Genomic DNA, 20206 nt, shown 5'->3' on the forward strand with positions numbered 1-20206 from the left:
TCACTATATGAGGCGGCGGGGGTATTCACTTCCGCCGCCTCACGCCTTTCGCAGGATCGACACGATATGGCATCCGCAGCCGAACAGATGGCTTCCAACCTCTCCCTGGCGAATTTCGCCAAGGCGACGGACCTCAAGAAAAGGCTGTGGTTCACCCTCGGCGCGCTGATCGTGTTCCGGCTGCTGTCCTTCGTGCCGCTGCCGGGCATCGACCCGCGCACGCTCGCCTCGCTGATGGACACGACCAAGGGCGGCGTCCTCGATTTCTTCAACACCTTCTCGGGCGGCAGCCTGCAGCGCATGTCGATCATCGCGCTCGGCGTCATGCCCTACATCACCGCCTCGATCGTCGTGCAGCTTGCCACCTCGATGTCGCCGAGCCTCGCCGCCCTGAAGAAGGAGGGGGAGACCGGCCGCAAGAAGATCAACCAGTATACCCGCTACGGCACCGTGCTGCTCTGCGCGATCCAGGGCTATATGATGGCGATGGGGCTCGAGCATCCGGGCAAGAACGCCTCGCCGGTCATCGATCCGGGCCTGATGTTCCGCATCACCACCGTCGTCACCCTCGTCGGCGGCACCATGTTCCTGATGTGGCTGGGCGAGCAGATCACCACCCGCGGCATCGGCAACGGCGTCTCGCTGATCATCATGGCCGGCATCGTCGCGCAGCTGCCGGCGACGCTGGCGCAGATGTTCGAAGGCGGCCGCACCGGCTCGCTGTCGCCGCTGATCATCATCGGCGTGATCGTCGCCTGTGGCGGCCTGATCCTCGGCATCTGCTTCATGGAGCTCGCCCAGCGACGGGTGCTGATCCAATATCCCAAGCGACAAACCGCGCGCGGGCAGATGCAGGCGGAGCGCTCGCACCTGCCGCTGAAGGTCAACACCGCCGGCGTCATCCCGCCGATCTTCGCCTCGTCGCTGCTGCTGATGCCGCTGACGATCGCGCAGTTCGCCGGCAACCGCATCCCGGGCGAGAGCAAGTGGGGCGACTTCATCATCACGGTGACGACGGCGCTCCAGCACGGCTCGCCGCTCTACATGTTCCTCTATGCGGCGGGGATCATCTTCTTCTGCTTCTTCTACACGGCGGTGGTGTTCAACCCTGAGGAGACGGCCGAGAATCTGAAGCGCTACGGCGGCTTCATCCCCGGCATCCGCCCGGGCAAAAGGACCGAGGAATATCTCGATTACGTGCTGACCCGCGTCACCGTGATCGGCGCCGCCTACCTCACCATCATCTGCCTGGTGCCGGAATATGCGATCGCCCAGATGGGCCTGTCGTTCCGGCTCGGCGGCACCAGCCTGCTCATCGTCGTCAACGTGACGATGGACACGGTGACCCAGATCCAGAGCCACCTCATCGCCCATCAGTACGGCGACCTCATCAAGAAGGCCAAATTGAAGGGCGCGGGGCGGCGGTAAAGCGCCTCGGGCGCGCAGGGAAAGCTCGCTTATGAACATCATCCTGCTCGGGCCGCCGGGTGCCGGCAAAGGCACGCAGGCGCAGATGCTGGTCGAGGAGCGCGGCATGGTCCAGCTCTCGACCGGCGACATGCTCCGCGCCGCCGTTGCCGCAGGCACGCCGATCGGCCTCCAGGCCAAGGCCGTCATGGCGTCCGGCGCCCTCGTCTCGGACGACATCGTCAACGGCATCCTGTCCGAGCGGCTCGACGCGGACGACGTGCGGCGCGGCTTCATCCTCGACGGCTACCCGCGTACCCCGGCGCAGGCGGAGGCATTGGACGCCCTGCTCGCCGAGAAGGGCATGCACCTCGATTACGTCATCGTCCTCGCGGTCGACGAGGACGCGCTGGTCGACCGCATCTCGGGCCGCTTCTCCTGCGCGAAGTGCGGCGCCGGCTATCACGACCGCTACAAGCTCCCGAAGGCGGAGGGCGTCTGCGACGTCTGCGGGTCGACCGAGTTCAAGCGCCGCCCCGACGACAATGCCGAGACGGTCCGCACCCGCATGGCCGAATACCGCGCCAAGACCGCGCCGATCCTCCCCTTCTACGAAGCCAAGGGCCTCGTCCGCCGCGTCGACGGCATGGCCCCGATCGAGGACGTGAAGGCGGCGATCGAGGGGATATTGACAACCTAATCCTCCCCCGGATTTCCGGGGGAAGGGGGCCATGCGGAGCATGGTGGAGGGGCCCTTCGCCGCAAGAGGCCCCTCCACCACCCTTCGGGTGGTCCCCCTCCCCTGCAAATGCAGGGGAGGACCAGGCCGGTTGACTTCCTCTGCGTCTCCGCGCACTCTGCAGTGCAGAGGGGGAAATCGCATCATGTACAAGTTCGCCGCCGCAGCCCTGTTGCTTGCCGCCGCCGAGCCCGCCACTGCCCAGCGTCCACCCGATCCGGCGGCGCTGATCGCCTCCGAGCAGGCGGCGCTGGCCAAGTTCGCGATGATGGACGGCGTGTGGCGGGGCAGCGCCTGGACGATCACGCCAGGCGGCCGCCACGACGTCACCCATACCGAGCGGGTGGGGCCGATGCTCGGCGGCACGATCAAGGTGATTGAGGGCCATTCCTACAATGCCGACGGCACCACCGGCTTCAACGCCTTCGGCATCGTCTCCTGGAACCCGCAGGCCCAGGCCTACACGCTCCACTCCTACGCTTTGGGCTATGCCGGCGACTTCGGCCTGAAGGCGGAAGCGGACGGCTATTCCTGGGAAGTGCCGGCCGGCCCCGGCACGGTGATCCGCTATCGCGCGACGATCGGCGGCGGCGCCTGGCGCGAGGTCGGCTACCGCGTCGCCGGGGCAGGGGAGCCGGTGCAGGTGTTCGAGATGAACCTGAAGCGCGTCGGCGACACCGGCTGGCCGGCCGCCGGCGCCGTGCCGCCCCGCTGATCCGGCGGCTTAACCTCCCCTAAGATAGGCTCAACGCCGCCTTAACCGGCTTTTCAGGCCTCGCCCCTAGAGAGGGCGGATGGACTTGGGATTTCTCCAGCGCGCCGAGGCGCGGTTTGCGAGCCGCGCGGCTGCGCATCCGGATTTCGGCATGCTCCGCGCCGCCCTTGCCGCCCAGCAGGCGGCGAGCGCGGCGGTGCAGGCGCTTGTCGCGAGGCCGGTGATCCCGACCGTCGCCGATCCTCTCGTCGAGCTGATCTTGCACGGCCCGCTGTGGCGCGAGGCACGCCTCGCCCAGCGCGGCGCCTTCTGCCCTGCGATTGCGAGCCGACCGTCTGCAGTCGCTCGGCAACGGGTCGTAAACTGACATGAAAAGGAAATTTACCGTCCGGTTTCAGTCTTCCTTCAATGGGCGGGCGTACAGGCTGGGCGGGGAGACAAGACAAAGATGAGCATGACCCTCGAAGCTGTATCGAACGACACCCGGGCGCGTCCGGTGCAGGTGATCGGGCCGTTGGGCGAACCGCTCACGCTCGATTCGCTGCCGCCGCCCTCGACGTCGCGCTGGGTGGTGCGCCGCAAGGCGGAGGTAGTGGCGGCCGTCAACGGCGGCCTCCTCTCGGTCGACGAAGCGTGCGACCGCTACGGCCTCACCATCGAGGAGTTCGCCGGCTGGCAACGCGCCGTCGACCGCTCGGGCATGGCCGGCCTGCGCGTGACGCGGATCCAGCATTACAAGTCTCTGTACGAGCGCCAGCAGAAGTTCTGATTGGGCTCTACCGAGGGTGAAGAGGGCGCTGCCGAAAGGCGGCGCCCTTTTCCTTTGCCTCCCCAAGCGGAACGCTTGGGGAGGGGGACCACCCGAAGGGTGGTGGAGGGGTATTGCGAAGAGCACGGGCGGATTGGTGATCGATCCTCTTGTGCGTGTGAATACCCCTCCACCAGCTTCGCTGGTCCCCCTCCCCATCTCCGATGGGGAGGAAGCTAGTGGAAATTGCGGCTCTTGAGCGGGATCCTGGCTTCGTCGCCGCGCCCCACCTCGAAGACCGGCTCGAACAGGTTGCGCGCCTTGCGGCCCAGGCCGTCGCGTGGGTCCGGCCCGGCATTTTTCGCCCCATCGCCGGCGGACGTGCGGTGGGGAAAATCCATCGCGCCGACCGAGTGGAGGAGGGGGGTCATGTCCTCCATCCGCGCGGTGACGACGTGGATCACCTCGCCCTCCTTCTGGACCACGCCCTTGATGCCGATCATCGCCGAGGACATCACGATCCGCCGCTGCGCCTCGAAGCGGTCGGGCCACAGGATCGCGTTCGCCACGCCGGTTTCGTCCTCGATGGTGAGGAACAATACGCCCTTGGCCGAGCCCGGCCGCTGGCGGATCAGCACCACGCCCGCCACCTCGACGTTGCGGCCGTCCTTCACATGGCGAAGATCGCCGCACCGCGTCACCCCGCGCCGGTCGAGTTCGGGCCTGAGGAACGCCACCGGGTGCGCCTTCAGCGACAGCTGCACGGAGCGGTAATCCTCGACCACCTCGCGCCCCTCGGTCATCGGCCGCAGCACGACTTCGGGCTCGCGCTCGCGCGCGTCGGCGGCGGCGAACAAGGGGAGCGGCGCCTCGCCCAGCCCCCGCACCCGCCAGATCGCCTGCCGCCGGTCGAGCCCGAAGCCCGCAAAGGCATCGGCGTCGGCCAGTTTCTCCAGCGCCGCCAGCGGCACCCCGGAGCGCCGCCACATGTCCTCGATCGACGCGAACGGCCGCTCGCCGCGCGCCGCGACGATCTGCGCCGCGTGGACGTTGGCCAGCCCCTTCACCATCCGCATGCCGAGGCGGAGGGGGATTAGATCCTCCCCGAGCTTGCTCGGGGAGGGGGACCAGGCGGAGCCTGGTGGAGGGGCATCGCGCAAAAGAGCCCCTCCACCACCCTTCGGGTGGTCCCCCTCCCCCAGCAAGCTGGGGGAGGAATTCCCCTCCAGCGTACAATCCCACCTGCTGTGGTTCACGCAGACCGGCCGCACCTCGACGCCATGGTCGCGCGCGTCGCGGACGATCTGTGCCGGGGCGTAGAAGCCCATCGGCTGGGCGTTGAGTAGGGCCGCGCAGAAGATGTCCGGGTGGTGGCACTTCATCCAGCTCGACGCGTAGGCGATCTTGGCGAAGCTCGCCGCGTGGCTCTCGGGAAAGCCGTAGCTGCCGAAGCCCTCGATCTGCTTGAAGGTCCGCTCGGCGAAATCGTGGGTGTAGCCGCGCGCCACCATCCCGCCGATCATCTTGTCGCGAAAGTGGCTGACGCCGCCCGTGAACTTGAACGTCGCCATCGAGCGGCGCAGCTGGTCGGCCTCGGCCGGCGTGAAGCCGGCGCCGACGATGGCGACCTTCATCGCCTGCTCCTGGAAGAGCGGCACGCCCAGCGTCTTCTCGAGCACGGCGCGCAACTCAGGGCGCGGATATTCGGGCTTCTCCTTGCCCTCCCGCCGCCTCAGATAGGGATGGACCATGTCGCCCTGGATCGGCCCCGGCCGCACGATCGCCACCTCGATGACGAGGTCGTAGAAGCGCGTCGGCTTCATCCTGGGCAGCATCGCCATCTGCGCCCGGCTCTCGATCTGGAAGACGCCCAAAGTGTCCGCCTTGCGGATCATCGCGAACGTCTCAGCGTCGTCCTCCTGCAGGTCGGCCATCTCCATGGCGATGCCGCGATGGTCCCGCAGCAGGTCGAACGCGCGGCGCATGCAGCCGAGCATGCCGAGGCCGAGCACGTCGACCTTCATGAAGCCAAGCGCGTCGATATCGTCTTTGTCCCACTCGATGACGCGGCGATTCTCCATCGCCGCCGGCTCGATCGGCACGAGATCGTCCAATCGTTCCTGGGTCAGCACGAAGCCGCCCGGATGTTGGGAAAGGTGCCGCGGCGTGCCGATCAGCTGGCGCGAGAGGTCGAGGGTGAGGGCGAGCCGGGGGTCGCTGCGGTCGAGGCTCAATTCCTCGACATGCCGGTCCTCAACCCCCTCGTTCGACCAGCCCCACACCTGCCCGGCCAGCGCCGCGGTCAAATCCTCCGGCAGCCCCAGCGCTTTCCCCACCTCCCGCACCGCGCCGCGCGCCCGGTAGCGCGACACGACGGCGGTGAGCGCGGCGCGGTGGTGGCCGTAGGTTTCGTAGATCCACTGGATCACCTCCTCCCTGCGCTCATGCTCGAAATCGACGTCGATGTCGGGCGGCTCGGGCCGCTCGGGCGAGACGAAACGCTCGAACAGCAATTCGTGGGCGATGGGATCGATCGAGGTGATGCCGAGCAGATAGCAGACGCAGCTGTTCGCCGCCGATCCGCGGCCCTGGCACAGGATGCCGATCGAGCGGGCGTGTTTGACGATCGAATGGACGGTGAGGAAATAGGGCGCGTAATTGAGCTGGCCGATCATCGTCAGCTCGTGGGTCAGCTGGGCGGCGGTGCGCTCCGGGACGCCGTCCGGATATCTTGCGTGCGCCGCCTCCCAACTCAACGTCTCGAGCGCCTGCTGGGGCGTCATGCCCGGCAGCACCGCCTCCTCGGGATATTGGTAGCGCAGCTCGGAGAGGTCGAACGTGCAGCGTCGGGCGATCTCGCCGCTGGCGGCGACCGCGTCCGGATAGACAGCGAAGCGCCGCGCCATCTCGTCGGCACCCTTCAGATGCCGGTCGGCGTTGCGCTCGCGCCGGAAGCCCAAGGCGTCGATCGTGCATTTCTCGCGGATCGCGGTCATCACGTCCTGCAGCATCCGCCGCTCCGGGCTGTGGTAGAGCACGTCCCCGCAAGCGACGCTCTTCACGCCCGCCGCGCTGCCCTGTGCGTCGAGCTGGTGGATGCGCAGCGCGTCGCCCGGCCGGCGGCGCAAGGTCAGCGCCTGGTAGGCCCGGTCGCCGAACAGCGCCGCGACCCGGCCGAGCAAAGCGGCATTGGCCGCGTCCGCCGCCTCGGGAAGGTGGATGGCGATCAGCCCCTCGGCATGGGCCTCGACGTCCGCCCAGTGCAATTCGCACGCCCCCTTGCCGGCCCGCGCCTTGCCGATCGACAGCAGCCGCGTCAGCCGCGACCAGGCGGGCCGGTCGGTCGGGTAGACGAGGAGCGCCGTCCCGTCGGCAAGGTCCAGCCGGCACCCCGCCACCATCCGGACGCCGGTGGTCTTCGCCGCCTCCCACGCCCGCACGATCCCCGCCACCGAATTGCGGTCCGTCACCCCCAGCGCCGGCAGTTTCAGGAGAGCCGCCGCCGCAAACAGCTCGTCGGCCCCCGACGCACCGCGCAGGAAGCTGAAATGGGTCGTCACCTGAAGCTCGCAATAGGTCGCCATGGCTCCTGCTCCGCGCCGAGTCGCGCGTGAACAGAAGTGGAACATGAACCGGCCTATGTAAACCTGTTTAGCGCGGCGTCGCGGCCACTCCGGTCCAGCCGCCCCCCATCGCCTGATAGAGCGCCACCGATGCCGTCAGCTGGTCGGTCTCGGCCTGGACGAGGCTCAATTCGGCGGCGAGGAGCGCGCGCTGGGCGTCCAGCTGCTCGAGATAGGAGGTATAGCCCGCCTGATAGCGGTTGGCGGCGTGGCGCAGCGCCGCCGCCGTCGCCGTCCGCTGCGCCTCGAGCGCCGCCCGCTGCGCCCGCAGCCGGTCGACCGCGACCAGGCTGTCCTCGACCTCGCGGAAGGCGGTGAGGACGGTCCGCCGGTAGCCGAAGGCCGCCTGGTCGCGCCGCGCCGCGGCGGTGTTGACCCCGGCCTGCAGCCGCCCGCCCTCGAAGATCGGCGCGAGCACCGAGGCGCCGACCGACCAGATGCTGATCGGATTGCCGAGCGCGGTCGAGAGCACCGCCCCCGCCGATCCGGTGAGGTTGATCCGCGGCAGGAACTGGGCGCGGGCGACGGCGAGGGTCGCGTCCGAGGCGGCGACGGTGAACTCCGCCTGGGCGATGTCCGGCCGGCGGCGGAGGAGATCGGAGGGCAACCCTGCCGGAACCGGCGGCTGGACAATCCTGCCCAGCGGGAGCCCACGCGCGATCGCCCGCGGCGATTCGCCCAGCAGCAGGCTCAGCGCGTTCTCCTGGCGGGCGACGGCCAGTTCGGCGGCGGGAATGGATTGCGCGGTGGACTGATATTCCGCCTCGGCCTGGCGAAGCTCGAGCTCGGACGTATAGCCGACCGCCGCGCGCGAGCGGGCGATGCGCAGCGCCTCGGCGCGGGCGGCGAGCGTCGCGCGCAGGATGTCGAGCCGCGCGTCGAGCCCGCGCAGGGTCAGATAGCCGGTCGCGGTCGCCGCCGCGACGCTGAGCGCGGCCGCGTCGCGCGCCGCCGCGCTGGCGAGGAAGGCGGAGCGCGCGGCGGAAATCTGGGCGCTCGTCCGGCCGAACAGGTCCAATTCGTAGGAGGTCTGGAAGAGCGGCTGCACGCCGAGCGTCGTCACCGGGGTGCCCAGCGCGCTGACGCTGCGCCCGAAGGTCGCGCCGGCGCCGAGGTCGAGGGTGGGGAAGAGCGCGGCGCGGGCGAGTTGCTCCTGCGCACGCGCCTCGCGGACGCGGGCCGCGGCGATGGCGATGTCGGTGTGGTTCGCCAGCGCACGGCGGACGAGAGCGGTGAGCATGGGATCGCCGAACCGCTCCCACCAGGCCGCGTCGATCGGCGCAGTAGGTCCGGTCGCGGTCCGCCAGCCGGCCGGCGGAGTGACGCTCGCCTCCGGCGGCACCGGCGGCACATGCCCGGCGCAGCCGGCGAGCAGGGCCGCCAAAGCGGACGCGGCGGCGGTCCGCCTCATTGCATCCCCTCGACCTGGGCCTCGACCGACATGCCTGGGCGAAGGCGGGCGACCAGCTTCTGCCCGGGATCGAGGCCGATGCGCACCGCGATGCGCTGCGGCACCTTGACGAAATTGCCCGTCGCATTGTCGGGCCGGATGACGGAGAATTCGCTGCCGGCCGCAGGCGCGAGCCGCTCCACCCGGCCGGTGAGGCGGGCGCCGCCGAGCGCGTCGACGCGGATGCTCGCTGCCGCGCCGGGCACGACATGCGCCGTCTGCGCCTCCTTGAAATTGGCGACGACCCAGACCTGGCGGGGGACGAGGAAGAGGAGCTGGGTCCCGGCCGTCACATATTGCCCGACCCGTCCGGAGACCTCGCTCACCTGGCCGTCGGTGGGCGCGCGGATGATCGTGTTGGCAAGGTCGATTTCGGCGAGCCGCAGCGCCGCGCGGGCGTTCTCGACCGCCGCCTCGAGGCCCCCGCGCCCGACCACGACGGTGCGCACCTGCTCGCCCGCCACCGTGCGCTGCGCCTGCGCCTGCGCGACCCCCGCCTGCGCCTGCCGCAAAGCCGCCAGCGTCTGGTCGCGCTCGCGCAGCGACACAGAGCCCTGGCCGACCAGCTCGTTGACGCGCCGCATGTCGGCCTGGGCGCGGGCGAGCTGCGCCCGCGCATTGGCCACCGCCGCGGCCTGCCCCGCCGCCGAGGCCTCGCTGGAGCGCTGGCTCTGCTGCGAATTGGCAAGGGCGGCGAGCTGCGCCGCGACATTGGCACGGGCCTGCTCGACCCGCTGCCGATAGATGCGGTCGTCGATCCGGAGCAGCGGCTGGCCGGGCTTCACGTCCTCGAAATCCTGGACGAGCACTTCGGTGACATAGCCGCTGACCTGCGGGCTGATCACGGTGGTCCTGCCGCGGACATAGGCATTGTCGGTCGACTGCACCGCGGTCCCGAACGGCGGCAGGCCCCAGGCGTAGAGGATGAACAGGGCGCCGGCGACGAGGAAGCCGACGAAGACCAGCGACCAGGCGAGACCGCTGCGCGGCGGCGCCCAGCCGCGCGGCGGCCGCGCTTCCGCGGCGGGCAGCGCCTCGACCGGATCCTCGAGCCGCCGCTCGGGGGCGGGCGGCGGCGGGGCGGCGCTGTCCATCAGCCGGTCCTCCGCGACAGCAGCGCCTGGAGTGCCGCAAGCTCGGCCGCCAGCGGCGCCTCGCCGCGGATGCGGAAGACAAGCCAGCGCGCGCCCATCCAGACGAACGCCGCGGCGGCGAGGGCGGCGATGACGATGAACACGTCGTTGTAAGCGAGGATGTTCGCCTCGCGGGACACTTGCTGGGCGAGCAGCGCGGCGCCTTGGGCCTGGCGGAGCATCGGATCGCCGAGCACGCGGGCATAGGCGCCGCCGAGCTGCTGGACGCGCGCCGCGACCTGCGGGTCGGCGAGGCTGATCGAAGAGGCCAGCACGTTCGAGTGAAGGCGCTCCCGCACCACCTGGAGGGTGCCGAGTAGCGACGCTCCGGCGAGCCCGCCCACCGTCTGCGACATCGAGAAGACCATCGAATAGCTGACGATGTGGCTCGGACCCTTCGACAAGGCGCGCAGCATGCCGGTCATCATCGTGGGGCCGATGAAGAAGATGGCGGCAAAGGCGATGATCGCCTGGCTGGCATAGACGGTGGCGGGCCGCGTCAGGTTGGTCGCGCGCGCGTCCATCAGCGCGCCCAGCACGATGAGCGCGAGCGAGATGAGGAGCGGGCGGATGAGGTCCTTGGGATCGAGCGTCAGGAGGCTGGCGGCGAGGCCGGCGACGGTCGCCACGGTGACGATGGCGTAGAGCGTGACGAGCTGGTCCTGCCCCATGCCGAGCAGGGTGAGGAGGCCGACGGAGCCGAACGTCTGCTCGGAGAGGAGCACGCGCATCGTCGCGGCGATGATCGCGAAGCGGAGCATGTCGCGGCTGGCCAGCCAGCGCGTGTTGAGGAGCGGGTTGGCGCGATTGTGCTCGACCACCATCGCGATGCCGATGAGGAGCAGGCCGCCGGCGAGCGCGTAGCCGAGCCACGCGGTTGTCCACCAGACGATGCGCGCCTCGGCGAACACTGCGCAGACCAGCGCGACGCCGGGCGCGAACAGCGCGAAGGTCAGGAAGTCCAGCGGCTCCAGCACCTCGGCCCGCTCGCTCGGCGGCAGCCGCAGCAGCGCCACCGCGCCGAGGCAGAGGAGGGCGAGCCCGAATTCCAGCTCGAACAGGGTCTGGATCTCCCCCCCGGTGAGGAGGGAGGGCGAGATCACCCGCGTCAGCGGCAGCGCGACCTGGCCCAGGCCGACGCCCATGATCATCCCCGCCAACCGCGCCTTCGCCGGCATCGCCTGCATGATGTAGAAGAAGCCGAGCGGCGTGAACCCGCTCGCCACCGCTCCCGCCGCCGTCCGCAGCGCCAGCTCCAGCCCGTAGGTGTGGACGAAGAGCTGCGCCCCGCACAAGGCGACGAAGCCCGGCAGGAAGATCCGGGTCAGGCGCTGCAAGCCGAATTGCTGCCGGAATTTCACGAGTATGAAGCTCGTGCAGACGTTGCCGATCGAATAGGCCGCCGACAGCCAGGCGGCCTCCGGGCTGGTGAGCCCCAGCGCGCCCTGGATCTGGGGCAGGTTCCCGGCCAGAGCGGCGTTGGCAAACCCGCTGCTCAGCGAGATGAGGACGCCGATGGCGAAATAGCCGACGCGCCGCGGCATCGGGTGCTGCGGCGTCGCCGGGGAACCGGGCATGAGCGGCCGCTCATGCGGCTCGAACGCATAGGTGCTTTCCGCTGCGGTCAATTACGGGCACCCGCCTTTCACGCGCCTTTCACGGCGAGGGAAACCGCATTGTCTCGCCCCCGTTCCGGTCTCCGGCGCCGTTGCTGATCAAGGTTAGGAAGATTGCTCGGAGCGGCTGCCGTTATGGCCGCTCCCGCCTTACGCCTTCTCCAGCGTGCACTGCAGCGGGTGCTGGTTTTCCCGCGCATAGTCGATGACCTGCGACACCTTGGTTTCCGCCACCTCGTAGGTGAACACGCCGCACACCCCGACGCCGCGCTGGTGGACGGCGAGCATCACCCGGGTCGCGTCCTCGATGCTCATCTTGAAGAAGCGCTGCAGGACTTCGACGACGAATTCCATCGGCGTGTAATCGTCGTTCAGCATCAGGACCTTGTAGGGGGACGGGGTCTTGGTGCGGGTGCGCGTGCGGGTGGCGACGCCGAGGCCAGTGCCCTCGTCGTCCCCGCGCCGGTCGCCGGCGGCAAAGATCAAAAATTCGTCCCGTCCCATAGGTGTGCGCACAATATGGCAAGCCGCCGTTTTCGGGCAAGGGGAAGCAGGCGCTTTCCCTCAAATCTGGGTGAATTCGGCGTGGCTGCAGCCGGGCGCGAGGCGCGGGGGCAATTCGACGCCGGGCGAACACGGCAAGATCTTGAAAGCTATGTTATTTTTCTACTCCAACACTCAGCATATTAACATTTTGTAATGCCATTGACCATGCCAGACAAAGGGCGCAGCCTGCAAGTTGAGCTAAAGAGGAGCGAGGGCAAATGATCAGAACGGTTGCGGTGAGCAGCCTCATCTGCGCTGCTCTATTCCTGACAGCATCCGCCGTATCGGCGACCGAAACGATCACCTACACCTATGACGCCAAGGGACGATTGGTGAAGGTCGAGCGGACCGGCACGGTCAACAACGGCGTCACCACCCAATATACCCACGATCATGCCGACAACCGCTCGAACGTGACGGTTACCGGCTCTCCCAACAATTCGCCGCCGCCGTAACCCTGAGCCGTCCGCGCTTCGGCTCCGGACGGCGACGCGACACTGAGCCCGCTGGGCCGCGGGATCCTCCGTTTCGGAGCACCGTGGATGACCAGAACCAGGTTTCGCGCAGGCGTGTTCGCCTGCGCCCTTCTCGCCGGCACCGCCCTTTGCACCCCTGCTTTTGCGCAGAGCGGCCAGAGCGCCGAGCCCGCCCACCGCGCCATCGACGCCAACGGCGTCAACCTCGTCGACGGCTCCTTCCCGCTGGTTTTCAACGAGGGCACGATCGGCTCCGGCGCAGGCGCATTGTCGATCGAGCGGCACGGCTCGGGTGCCTATAATGCCAGCAACTGGCAGAACATTTACGCGTACCAGACCATCTCCGGGTCGGTGACCACGGTCGCGGTCACGCTCGGGGCGGCCAGCGAGACCTTCACCAGCACCAGCGGCGGCGCCTTCGTCTCCGCTCGCGGCGACGGCGCCAAGCTGACCGGCGGCAACCACAGCGACTTCACCTACACCGGCCGCGACGGCACGGTGGTAACCTTCGGCGCCCCCGCTGACGATCAGGACGGCGCCTCGAACCTGTGCAGCCACGTCGGCGCCAACCAGAACGGCTGCACCGCCCTCGCGGCATCGATCACCAAGCCGAACGCCGCCACTATCGGCTTCACCTGGGACGTCCCCTCGCTCTGCTCGACCACGTTCAATCCGGACGGCAGCCTCGACTGTACCTACGCCTGGCGCCTGTCCGGCGTCAGCAACAGCGCCGGTTATGCCGCCGCCTTCACCTTCGTCTCGAACACGGTCGCGTTCCACCAGCTGCCGTCCGGCAACTGGTTCAAGCGCAGCGGCGTCACGCTGACCAATGCCAACGTGAGCGGCGCGTCGAGCTCGATCGCCTATAGCTACGTCTCCTCTACGGTCACCGACGTCACCGATGCCGGCGGCCGCACCTGGCGGCTGACTAACGACAGCGCAAACCGCATTACCGGCGTGCGCGCGCCGGGCTCAAGCTCAGACGACGTTTCGGTGGTTTACGGCACCGGCGGCAGCGTCACATCGGTGACCAAATCGGGGGTAGCCACCACTTATTCGCGCAGCGTGTCAGGAAGCACGGCGACGACGATTGTGACCGACGCCTTGAGCCACACGACGACGGTGGTCGCGAACACCGGCATCGCCGCCATCACCTCGGTCACCGATTCGCTGAGCCGCACGACCAGCTTCACCTACGACAGCAGCGCGCGCCTCACCCGCACCACCTACCCCGAGGGCAATTACATCAACCTCACCTACGACGCGCGCGGCAACGTTACGGAGACCCGCGGCGTCGCCAAGTCCGGCTCCGGCCTCTCCGACGTCGTTGCGACGGCGAGCTACGATTCAAGCTGCACAAACGTCGTCAAGTGCAACAGCCCCAACAGCGTCACCGACGCGCGCGGCAACACCACCGACTTCACCTACGACAGCACCCACGGCGGGGTGCTCGGCGTCACCGCGCCGGCGCCGACCAGCGGAGCGGTGCGCCCGCAGACGCGCTATTCCTACACGCTGACCGGCGGTGCTTATCACGTGACCGCCGTCTCCGCCTGCCAGACGACCAGTTCCTGTGCCGGCGGCTCCGACGAGGCGAAGACCACAGCCGCCTACGACAGCAACGGCAACGTGACCTCGACGACGAGCGGCGACGGAACCGGCACGCTCGCGGCGACAACGGCCATGACGTACGACGGTTACGGCAATCTGCTGACCGTGGACGGCCCCCTCTCCGGCAGCGCCGATACAGTACGCTATCGCTACAACGCAGCGCGGCAGGCCGTGGGCGTGATCGGTCCCGACCCGGACGGCAGCGGCGCGCTGAAGAACCGAGCCGTGCGCACCACCTACGACAGCGCCGGCCGCGTTACCAAGGTGGAGCGGGGCACGGTCAACAGCCAGTCCGACAGCGACTGGGCGGCGTTCGCCAGCCTACAGGAGACTGACACCGGCTACGATTCCTACCACCGCCCGATCACGCAGAGTCGGGCCTCAGGAAGCACTACCTACGCGCTCACCCAGACCAGCTACGACGGGGTCGGGCGCGTCCAGTGCGTGGCGCAGCGGATGAACCCCACCTATTTCGGATCGCTACCATCGGACGCCTGCACGCTCGGCACCGCCTCGACGAGCTACGGCAATGACCGGATCGTGAAGACGACCTACGACAATGCCGGGCAGGTAACTCTGGTCCAGACCGCCTACGGCGTCACCGGCACCCAAGCGGACGAGGTGACGACGACCTACACGAACAACGGCAAAACCGCCTCGGTGACCGACGCTGAGGGCAACAAGACGAGCTACGTCTATGACGGCCTCGATCAGCTCTACCAGACGCAATATCCAAGCGGCACCAAGGGCGCGGGCACCAGCAACAGCTCCGACTACGAGCAACTCGGCTACGACGCCGGCGGCAACATCACGTCGCGGCGGCTGCGCGACGGCAACAGCATCGCGTTCACGTTCGACGCTCTCGGCCGGATGACCTACAAGGATCTGCCTGGCACAGAGCCCGACGTCACCTATACCTATGACGGGCTCAGCAGGATGACCTCGGCCGCGACCTCTTCGCAGACCCTGTCGTTCACCTACGACGCGCTCAGCAGGAACTTGACGCAGGTGGGACCGCAGGGAACGGCCAGTTCGGCTTGGGACTTGGCAGGCCGCCGCACCCGCATCACCCATCCCGACGGGTTTTACGTCGACCAGGATTACCTGGTCACGGGAGAGTTAGCGCATATCCGCGAAAACGGAGCCGCTTCGGGCGTCGGCGTGCTCGCCACATACGCCTATGACGACCTCGGGCGACGTAGCTCGATCACCCGTGGCGACGCCAGCACCACCGGCTACACCTACGACAACGCCTCGCGGCTCACCCAGCTCGTCGAGGACGTGGCGGGCACCAGCTACGACCAGACGCTCGGGTTCAGCTACAATCCGGCGAGCCAGATCACGAGTAATACCCGTTCGAACGACAATTATGCGTGGACCGGCCATTACAACGTCAACCGTGGCTACACCGCCAATGGGCTGAACCAGTACACCGCCTCAGGATCGGTGACACCGACCTACGATACAAAGGGCAACCTCACGTCGGCGGGGAGCACGACCTACGGCTACAGCTCCGAGAACCTCCTGACGTCGGCGACCGGGGGCATCACGCTCGCCTACGACCCGGCAATGCGGCTGTACCAGACCGCGGGCGGCACGCCCGGGACGACGCGATTCCAGTATGACGGCACGGCCTTGATTGCGGAGTATAACAGCTCCAACAGCCTTCAACGCCGGTTCGTGCACGGCCCTGGGACAGACGAGCCGATCGTCTGGTACGAAGGCTCGGGCACTACAGACCGCCGGTTCCTGCACCAGGACGAGCGTGGGAGCGTGGTCGCCGTGACGAACAGCTCTGGCTCGGTACTCACTGTGAACACCTACGATGAGTACGGCATTCCGCGCTCGAGCAATAGCGGACGGTTCCAATATACGGGTCAGACGTTGCTGCCGGAGCTCGGCATGTACTATTACAAGGCGCGTATATACTCGCCTACGCTAGGAAGATTCATGCAGACCGACCCGATGAGGTACGGAGCCGGGATGAACCTCTACGCTTACGTTACGGCGGATCCGGGCAATCGAACCGACCCGCTGGGTCTCCAAGGATGTCCCAGCGGATCGCATTGGGAAAACGATCCGGGGAGTCGGCTGGGCGGGTGCGTGATGAACGCCGACTCTGATGGCGGCGGTGGTGGCTCGGGTGGGGCACCGGCCGCCACAGGCGGCGCGGGAGGCGGCAAATTTAGGGGAGGCGGGCCTCTCGATGGCCAGACGGAATGCGATGATTGCCTCAAGTCTATGGATGATCCGCGATTTGCCGAGTCGGTCGCCGCACACGGAGGCGCCTATTTCCAGCAAGTCTGGGTGAGGCCGCAGTGGGCCCCTAACACGGCGTCTGACTTCCTCAACGAATGGAGTTTCCAGCGCTCCTTCGGCGGCGTCAATGGCGGGCCGGCGGGGCCGAGGGTCGGAGCTCCGGCTCCGGCCCCGGCCCCGGCTCCACCTTCGGACACCAAGGACTCGGAATGGTGCACAGCAGCTACCGTAGCTGAAGCGATTGGCGCTGGCGGAGCGGTCATCGGCGGCGGAATGATCCTCGGGGGCTTGTTTACTGGCCCCGGCGAAGGTGTCCTCGGGCCTGCGGGGATTGCGATTGTAGCGGGCACTGGTATAGTGGGGGGCGTCGGCGTCCTCACGAAAATAGCATTGGGCTGCAAATGAAGATCATGGCAGGCGTTTCGGCTCTGACAGTGCTCTTGACCATCCTAATTGGTGAGCGGAACAGCGGCAGTACTGGAATGTCGTGGTTCTTCGGCATCGCGCTCGCCTTGGTTGCCGCGGCAATAGGGCGTTCCGTCTTGGACGATCTGCGCCGGCAACCATCGCCCGGACCGAACTCACGCGCAAAGCTAACCTAGCGCGCATCGCCCGAGTGCGCAAACGACCTTTACCCCTCCAGCTGGAGATGCCGTTATGAAACTGAAGATCATAGCGCCCATTCTGAGTTTCACAGTTGTCCTGGCGACTTTAATCCGCGAGTGGAACAGCGCCAGTCGTGGAATGCTGTGGTTATTCGGCATCGCGCTGGCGGTGGGCGGGGCGGTGATCGCCGTCTCGGTGCGGGAGAGGCTGCAACAGCGCGCCCGCTCTTCGAACTGAGGCGGCGATCCTCGCCGGAAGCGCGAGGGCCAGCCCAAATGGGTCACGCCAGGTGGCGAAGACTGCCTGGGACATCGAGCTTCCCCGCCATCGCCGCGCGGTTTCGTAGCACGCCAAAGAAAAGGGCGGCCCTCCCTGGGGAGAGCCGCCCTTCCTTGGTCTTCAAACCGGGTCGCTTAGATCGCGACGGCGGTCTTCACCTTCTCGGCGGCGACCGTGTAGCGGCTGGTCAGCGGCTGGGCGACGTCGCCGGCCAGCTTGATCATCGCTTCCGACATCTTCGCGCTCTCGGCGACGAAGCTGTCGAACTGGCCGCGGACGAACTCGCCCTGGAGGCGGAACAGGTCGGTCGGCGACTTCACCTCGACGAAGCTGCGCAGCGCCGCGGAGGCGTCCTCGAAGCTCTTGCGGGAGAGCTCGGCGACTTCCTGGCCGATCGACTCGACGCCGCGGGCGGCGACCTTGGTGGAAGCGACGAACGCCTCGACATTGCCCTTCTGCAGCTCGGTCAGCTCCTCGGCGAAGCGGGCGTTGCGCTCGAAGGCGGTCTTGGCGCGGTCGTTGGCGTCGCCGAATACGGCCTGGACGCGGTCGGCGATCTTGTTGGCTTCATTCTTCATGGTCTGGGTTCCCTTGATCTGATGCGTGGTGGTGGTGTTGATGGTGCGAGCCGCGGTACGGGCGGCCTTGCGCGCCGGCTTGGCGGTCTTGACCGCGGCCGGAGCGGCCTTGGCGGCGGCGCGGCGCGCGGGCTTGGCGGCCTTGGCAGCGCGGGGGGCCTTGGCAGCGCGAGGGGCCTTGGCAGCCTTGGTGGTGCGGCGCGCCTTGGGAGCGGGAGCAGCCTTGGCGGTCTCGACCTTGGCGGCGGCGGCTTCCGTCCTCGCGGCGGCCGGAGCAGCCTCGGCAGCCTTCGGCGCGGCGTGAGCCTGGCCAGCCTTCGCGGAGTCAGCCTTCGGGGCGTCGGCCTTGGCGGCTTCGGTCTGGTGGTTCTGGTCGGCCATGATGTTCCTCATTCCTTGTGCTGCAGTGCAACATAAGCAAGTGCGCGCGCCGTTTCAAGGAAAAATGTTGCGGTGCAGCAGAACCCTTTGCCTCCCCATGCACAAAGCGCATGGGGAGGGGGACCAGCGAAGGTGGTGGAGGGGTAATCCGTCGAGGGAGCTTAGGACGAAAAACCCCGCTCGTTTGGGCGGTACCCCTCCACCACCCTACGGGTGGTCCCCCTCCCCATCCGGCGATGGGGGGCAAGAAAGGCCGAGGCTTGCAACGCCCCGCGTTCCGCCTAAAAGCCGCACCATGTCCCGCAACCCCGAGCGCCCGCTCTCGCCGCATCTCACCATCTGGAAATGGGGGCCGCATATGGCCGTGTCGATCCTGCACCGCGTCACCGGCGGCGGCCTCGCCACCGTTGGCGCCATTGCGCTGGTCTGGTGGTTGCTCGCCGCTTCCGGCTCGGCCGAAGCCTATGCGAGCTTCACCAAGTGGGCGACGAGCTGGCTCGGCATCGTCATTGGCGTCGGCCTCAGCTGGGCCTTCTTCCAGCACACGCTCTCGGGCCTTCGCCACCTCGTCCTCGACATGGGCGCCGGCTTCGAGCTTCGCGCCAACAAGATGTGGTCGAACGCGGTGCTTGCCGGCGCGGTGGTGCTGACGATCCTGTTCTGGGCTTTGCTGTGGTGGATGGTGAAATGACCGAGATGGAAACCCCGATCGCCCGCGTCCGCGGCCTGGGCTCGGCCCGCGAGGGCGGCGCCCATTGGTGGCAGGAGCGGCAGAGCGCCGTCGCCGCCTTCCTCTTGTACCTCTGGCTGATCGTCAGCCTCGTCCGCCTCGCCCCGCTCGACCAGCGCACGATGGTCGAGTGGCTGCGCGACCCCGCGGCCGCCGTCCCGATGCTGCTCCTCGTCTGGGTGACCTTCCGCCACCTGCGCGACGGCCTCCAGGTGGTGATCGAGGATTATGTCCACGAGGAGGGCAACAAGTTCTTCACCCTCCTCCTCCTCAATTTCTTCGCCGTCGGCGCCGGCGCCTTGGCTGCCTTCGCCGTCCTGAAGATCGCGCTGGGGAATCCGGGGGCTTAGGCGCCGGGAACCGCCGCCGGTCGCGCCGCTGCGGGAACGCCCGCTGCGCCGCACGGTTCATCGACAATTGCAATGGCATGACCGAGCGGGAGGCTTGATGTCCGACGGCTTGAAAGTCCTCGTCCAGCACCTGCTGCCGAAGCGGAGCCTGACCGGCCTCGCCGGGCGCGTCGCCCGCGCCCGCGGCGGGGCGATGACGACGCGGCTGATCCGCTGGTTCGTGGGCAAGTACGGCGTCGACATGAGCGAGGCCCACGATCCGGACGTGGCCGGCTATGCGAGCTTCAACGATTTCTTCTCGCGGCCGCTGCGGGCAGGGGCGCGCCCGCTGGCGGACGCCGATTTCGTCTCGCCGGTGGACGGCGCGATCAGCCAGTTCGGCGCCATCGACGACCATCACATGCTGCAGGCGAAGGGCCATCTTTTCACCACCACCGCCCTCGTCGGCGGCGATGCGGAGCTGGCCGGCCGCTTCCGTCACGGCAGCTTCGCCAACCTCTATTTGTCCCCGCGCGACTACCACCGCCTGCACATGCCCTGCGACGGCCGCCTCACGCGCATGGTCTACGTGCCCGGCACCCTGTTCTCGGTGAACCCGGTCACCGCGCGCGGCGTCCCGAACCTGTTCGCCCGCAACGAGCGCGTCGTCTGCGTGTTCGAGTCCCCCCAGCACGGCACCTTCGTGATGGTGCTGGTCGGCGCCACCATCGTCGGCAGCATGGCGACCGTCTGGCACGGAATCGTCAATAGCAAGCGGACGGGCCGGGTCTCGGATTGGCGCTACGACGACCAGGCCATCGACCTCAAGAAGGGCGAGGAAATGGGCCGGTTCCTCCTCGGCTCGACGATCGTCATGCTGTTCGAAAAGGGCGCCATAAAGTTCAATCCCGCCTGGGCCCCCGAACGCCCGGTCCGCCTCGGCGAGGCGATGGGCAACCGCCCCGCCTGAGCTTTCTGGC

General features: G+C 68.0%; 17 protein-coding genes. 11 read left to right on the forward strand and 6 right to left on the reverse strand.

Annotated elements, in window-relative coordinates; all coding sequences use genetic code 11:
* The first annotated feature begins 66 nt into the window (after window positions 1–66).
* From secY to sciP, 5 genes are all read left to right on the forward strand, one after another.
* Complete coding sequence (gene secY / locus VGC56_RS17830; RefSeq protein ID WP_464127046.1) at window positions 67–1428, forward strand: preprotein translocase subunit SecY; 1362 nt, start codon at window positions 67–69, stop codon at window positions 1426–1428.
* 31 nt (window positions 1429–1459) lie between these two features.
* Window positions 1460–2107, forward strand: a complete 648-nt coding sequence (locus VGC56_RS17835) for an adenylate kinase (protein WP_464127047.1) — start codon at window positions 1460–1462, stop codon at window positions 2105–2107.
* Window positions 2108–2291: 184 nt separating this feature from the next.
* Complete coding sequence (locus VGC56_RS17840) at window positions 2292–2861, forward strand: DUF1579 domain-containing protein (RefSeq protein WP_464127049.1); 570 nt, start codon at window positions 2292–2294, stop codon at window positions 2859–2861.
* Between the two features lie 79 nt (window positions 2862–2940).
* The gene (locus VGC56_RS17845; RefSeq protein ID WP_464127051.1) at window positions 2941–3228 is read left to right on the forward strand and encodes a hypothetical protein; all 288 of its coding nucleotides are present in this window, start codon (window positions 2941–2943) and stop codon (window positions 3226–3228) included.
* 87 nt (window positions 3229–3315) lie between these two features.
* A complete protein-coding gene (gene sciP, locus VGC56_RS17850) occupies window positions 3316–3630 on the forward strand; it encodes a CtrA inhibitor SciP (protein ID WP_464127112.1) in 315 nt (104 codons plus the stop codon).
* Window positions 3631–3845: 215 nt separating this feature from the next.
* On the opposite strand, the gene VGC56_RS17855 is transcribed toward sciP, so the two are convergent.
* From VGC56_RS17855 to clpS, 5 genes are all read right to left on the reverse strand, one after another.
* Window positions 3846–7193, reverse strand: a complete 3348-nt coding sequence (locus VGC56_RS17855) for an error-prone DNA polymerase (RefSeq protein ID WP_464127053.1) — start codon at window positions 7191–7193, stop codon at window positions 3846–3848.
* 67 nt (window positions 7194–7260) lie between these two features.
* Complete coding sequence (locus VGC56_RS17860; protein WP_464127055.1) at window positions 7261–8643, reverse strand: efflux transporter outer membrane subunit; 1383 nt, start codon at window positions 8641–8643, stop codon at window positions 7261–7263.
* Complete coding sequence (locus VGC56_RS17865; RefSeq protein WP_464127056.1) at window positions 8640–9776, reverse strand: HlyD family secretion protein; 1137 nt, start codon at window positions 9774–9776, stop codon at window positions 8640–8642. Before VGC56_RS17865 ends, VGC56_RS17860 begins: the two co-directional genes overlap by 4 nt.
* Window positions 9776–11443 carry an MFS transporter gene (locus VGC56_RS17870; protein ID WP_464127057.1) on the reverse strand — a complete coding sequence of 556 codons (1668 nt, stop codon included), beginning with the start codon at window positions 11441–11443 and terminating at the stop codon, window positions 9776–9778. The genes VGC56_RS17865 and VGC56_RS17870 overlap by 1 nt, the downstream gene beginning before the upstream one ends.
* A 138-nt stretch (window positions 11444–11581) precedes the next feature.
* Window positions 11582–11917 carry an ATP-dependent Clp protease adapter ClpS gene (gene clpS / locus VGC56_RS17875; RefSeq protein WP_464127058.1) on the reverse strand — a complete coding sequence of 112 codons (336 nt, stop codon included), beginning with the start codon at window positions 11915–11917 and terminating at the stop codon, window positions 11582–11584.
* A 278-nt stretch (window positions 11918–12195) separates the two neighbouring features.
* Between clpS and VGC56_RS17880 the strand changes: the two genes are divergently transcribed.
* The 3 genes from VGC56_RS17880 to VGC56_RS17890 all read left to right on the forward strand — a co-directional run bounded on the left by VGC56_RS17880 (window position 12196) and on the right by VGC56_RS17890 (window position 17166).
* Window positions 12196–12432, forward strand: a complete 237-nt coding sequence (locus VGC56_RS17880) for a hypothetical protein (RefSeq protein ID WP_464127060.1) — start codon at window positions 12196–12198, stop codon at window positions 12430–12432.
* Between the two features lie 87 nt (window positions 12433–12519).
* A complete protein-coding gene (locus tag VGC56_RS17885) occupies window positions 12520–16728 on the forward strand; it encodes an RHS repeat domain-containing protein (RefSeq protein ID WP_464127062.1) in 4209 nt (1402 codons plus the stop codon).
* A 252-nt stretch (window positions 16729–16980) separates the two neighbouring features.
* Window positions 16981–17166, forward strand: coding sequence for a hypothetical protein (locus tag VGC56_RS17890; protein ID WP_464127063.1), 186 nt, complete (start codon window positions 16981–16983; stop codon window positions 17164–17166).
* A 176-nt stretch (window positions 17167–17342) separates the two neighbouring features.
* Here VGC56_RS17890 and VGC56_RS17895 read toward each other — a convergent pair whose 3' ends face one another.
* The gene (locus VGC56_RS17895) at window positions 17343–18167 is read right to left on the reverse strand and encodes a phasin family protein (RefSeq protein ID WP_464127064.1); all 825 of its coding nucleotides are present in this window, start codon (window positions 18165–18167) and stop codon (window positions 17343–17345) included.
* Window positions 18168–18462: 295 nt separating this feature from the next.
* On the opposite strand from VGC56_RS17895, the gene sdhC reads away from it, so the two are divergent.
* From sdhC to asd, 3 genes are all read left to right on the forward strand, one after another.
* The gene (gene sdhC, locus VGC56_RS17900; protein ID WP_464127065.1) at window positions 18463–18858 is read left to right on the forward strand and encodes a succinate dehydrogenase, cytochrome b556 subunit; all 396 of its coding nucleotides are present in this window, start codon (window positions 18463–18465) and stop codon (window positions 18856–18858) included.
* Window positions 18855–19247 (forward strand): succinate dehydrogenase, hydrophobic membrane anchor protein, encoded by a 393-nt coding sequence (gene sdhD / locus VGC56_RS17905; RefSeq protein WP_464127066.1) that lies wholly within the window; start codon window positions 18855–18857, stop codon window positions 19245–19247. Before sdhC ends, sdhD begins: the two co-directional genes overlap by 4 nt.
* Before the next feature lie 97 nt (window positions 19248–19344).
* Window positions 19345–20196 carry an archaetidylserine decarboxylase gene (asd, locus tag VGC56_RS17910; RefSeq protein WP_464127068.1) on the forward strand — a complete coding sequence of 284 codons (852 nt, stop codon included), beginning with the start codon at window positions 19345–19347 and terminating at the stop codon, window positions 20194–20196.
* Window positions 20197–20206 lie beyond the last annotated feature (10 nt).

It is taken from the genome of Allosphingosinicella sp. (genome assembly GCF_036403745.1).
Classification (GTDB): Bacteria; Pseudomonadota; Alphaproteobacteria; order Sphingomonadales; family Sphingomonadaceae; genus Allosphingosinicella.

Excerpts from the sequence above, each read along its gene's own strand:
- secY (WP_464127046.1), top strand. The coding sequence starts at position 67 with ATGGCATCCGCAGCCGAACAGATGGCTTCCAACCTCTCCCTGGCGAAT.
- VGC56_RS17835 (WP_464127047.1), top strand. The coding sequence starts at position 1,460 with ATGAACATCATCCTGCTCGGGCCGCCGGGTGCCGGCAAAGGCACGCAG.
- VGC56_RS17840 (WP_464127049.1), top strand. The coding sequence starts at position 2,292 with ATGTACAAGTTCGCCGCCGCAGCCCTGTTGCTTGCCGCCGCCGAGCCC.
- VGC56_RS17845 (WP_464127051.1), top strand. The coding sequence starts at position 2,941 with ATGGACTTGGGATTTCTCCAGCGCGCCGAGGCGCGGTTTGCGAGCCGC.
- sciP (WP_464127112.1), top strand. The coding sequence starts at position 3,316 with ATGACCCTCGAAGCTGTATCGAACGACACCCGGGCGCGTCCGGTGCAG.
- VGC56_RS17855 (WP_464127053.1), bottom strand. The coding sequence starts at position 7,193 with ATGGCGACCTATTGCGAGCTTCAGGTGACGACCCATTTCAGCTTCCTG.
- VGC56_RS17860 (WP_464127055.1), bottom strand. The coding sequence starts at position 8,643 with ATGAGGCGGACCGCCGCCGCGTCCGCTTTGGCGGCCCTGCTCGCCGGC.
- VGC56_RS17865 (WP_464127056.1), bottom strand. The coding sequence starts at position 9,776 with ATGGACAGCGCCGCCCCGCCGCCGCCCGCCCCCGAGCGGCGGCTCGAG.
- VGC56_RS17880 (WP_464127060.1), top strand. The coding sequence starts at position 12,196 with ATGATCAGAACGGTTGCGGTGAGCAGCCTCATCTGCGCTGCTCTATTC.
- VGC56_RS17885 (WP_464127062.1), top strand. The coding sequence starts at position 12,520 with ATGACCAGAACCAGGTTTCGCGCAGGCGTGTTCGCCTGCGCCCTTCTC.
- VGC56_RS17890 (WP_464127063.1), top strand. The coding sequence starts at position 16,981 with ATGAAACTGAAGATCATAGCGCCCATTCTGAGTTTCACAGTTGTCCTG.
- VGC56_RS17895 (WP_464127064.1), bottom strand. The coding sequence starts at position 18,167 with ATGGCCGACCAGAACCACCAGACCGAAGCCGCCAAGGCCGACGCCCCG.
- sdhC (WP_464127065.1), top strand. The coding sequence starts at position 18,463 with ATGTCCCGCAACCCCGAGCGCCCGCTCTCGCCGCATCTCACCATCTGG.
- sdhD (WP_464127066.1), top strand. The coding sequence starts at position 18,855 with ATGACCGAGATGGAAACCCCGATCGCCCGCGTCCGCGGCCTGGGCTCG.
- asd (WP_464127068.1), top strand. The coding sequence starts at position 19,345 with ATGTCCGACGGCTTGAAAGTCCTCGTCCAGCACCTGCTGCCGAAGCGG.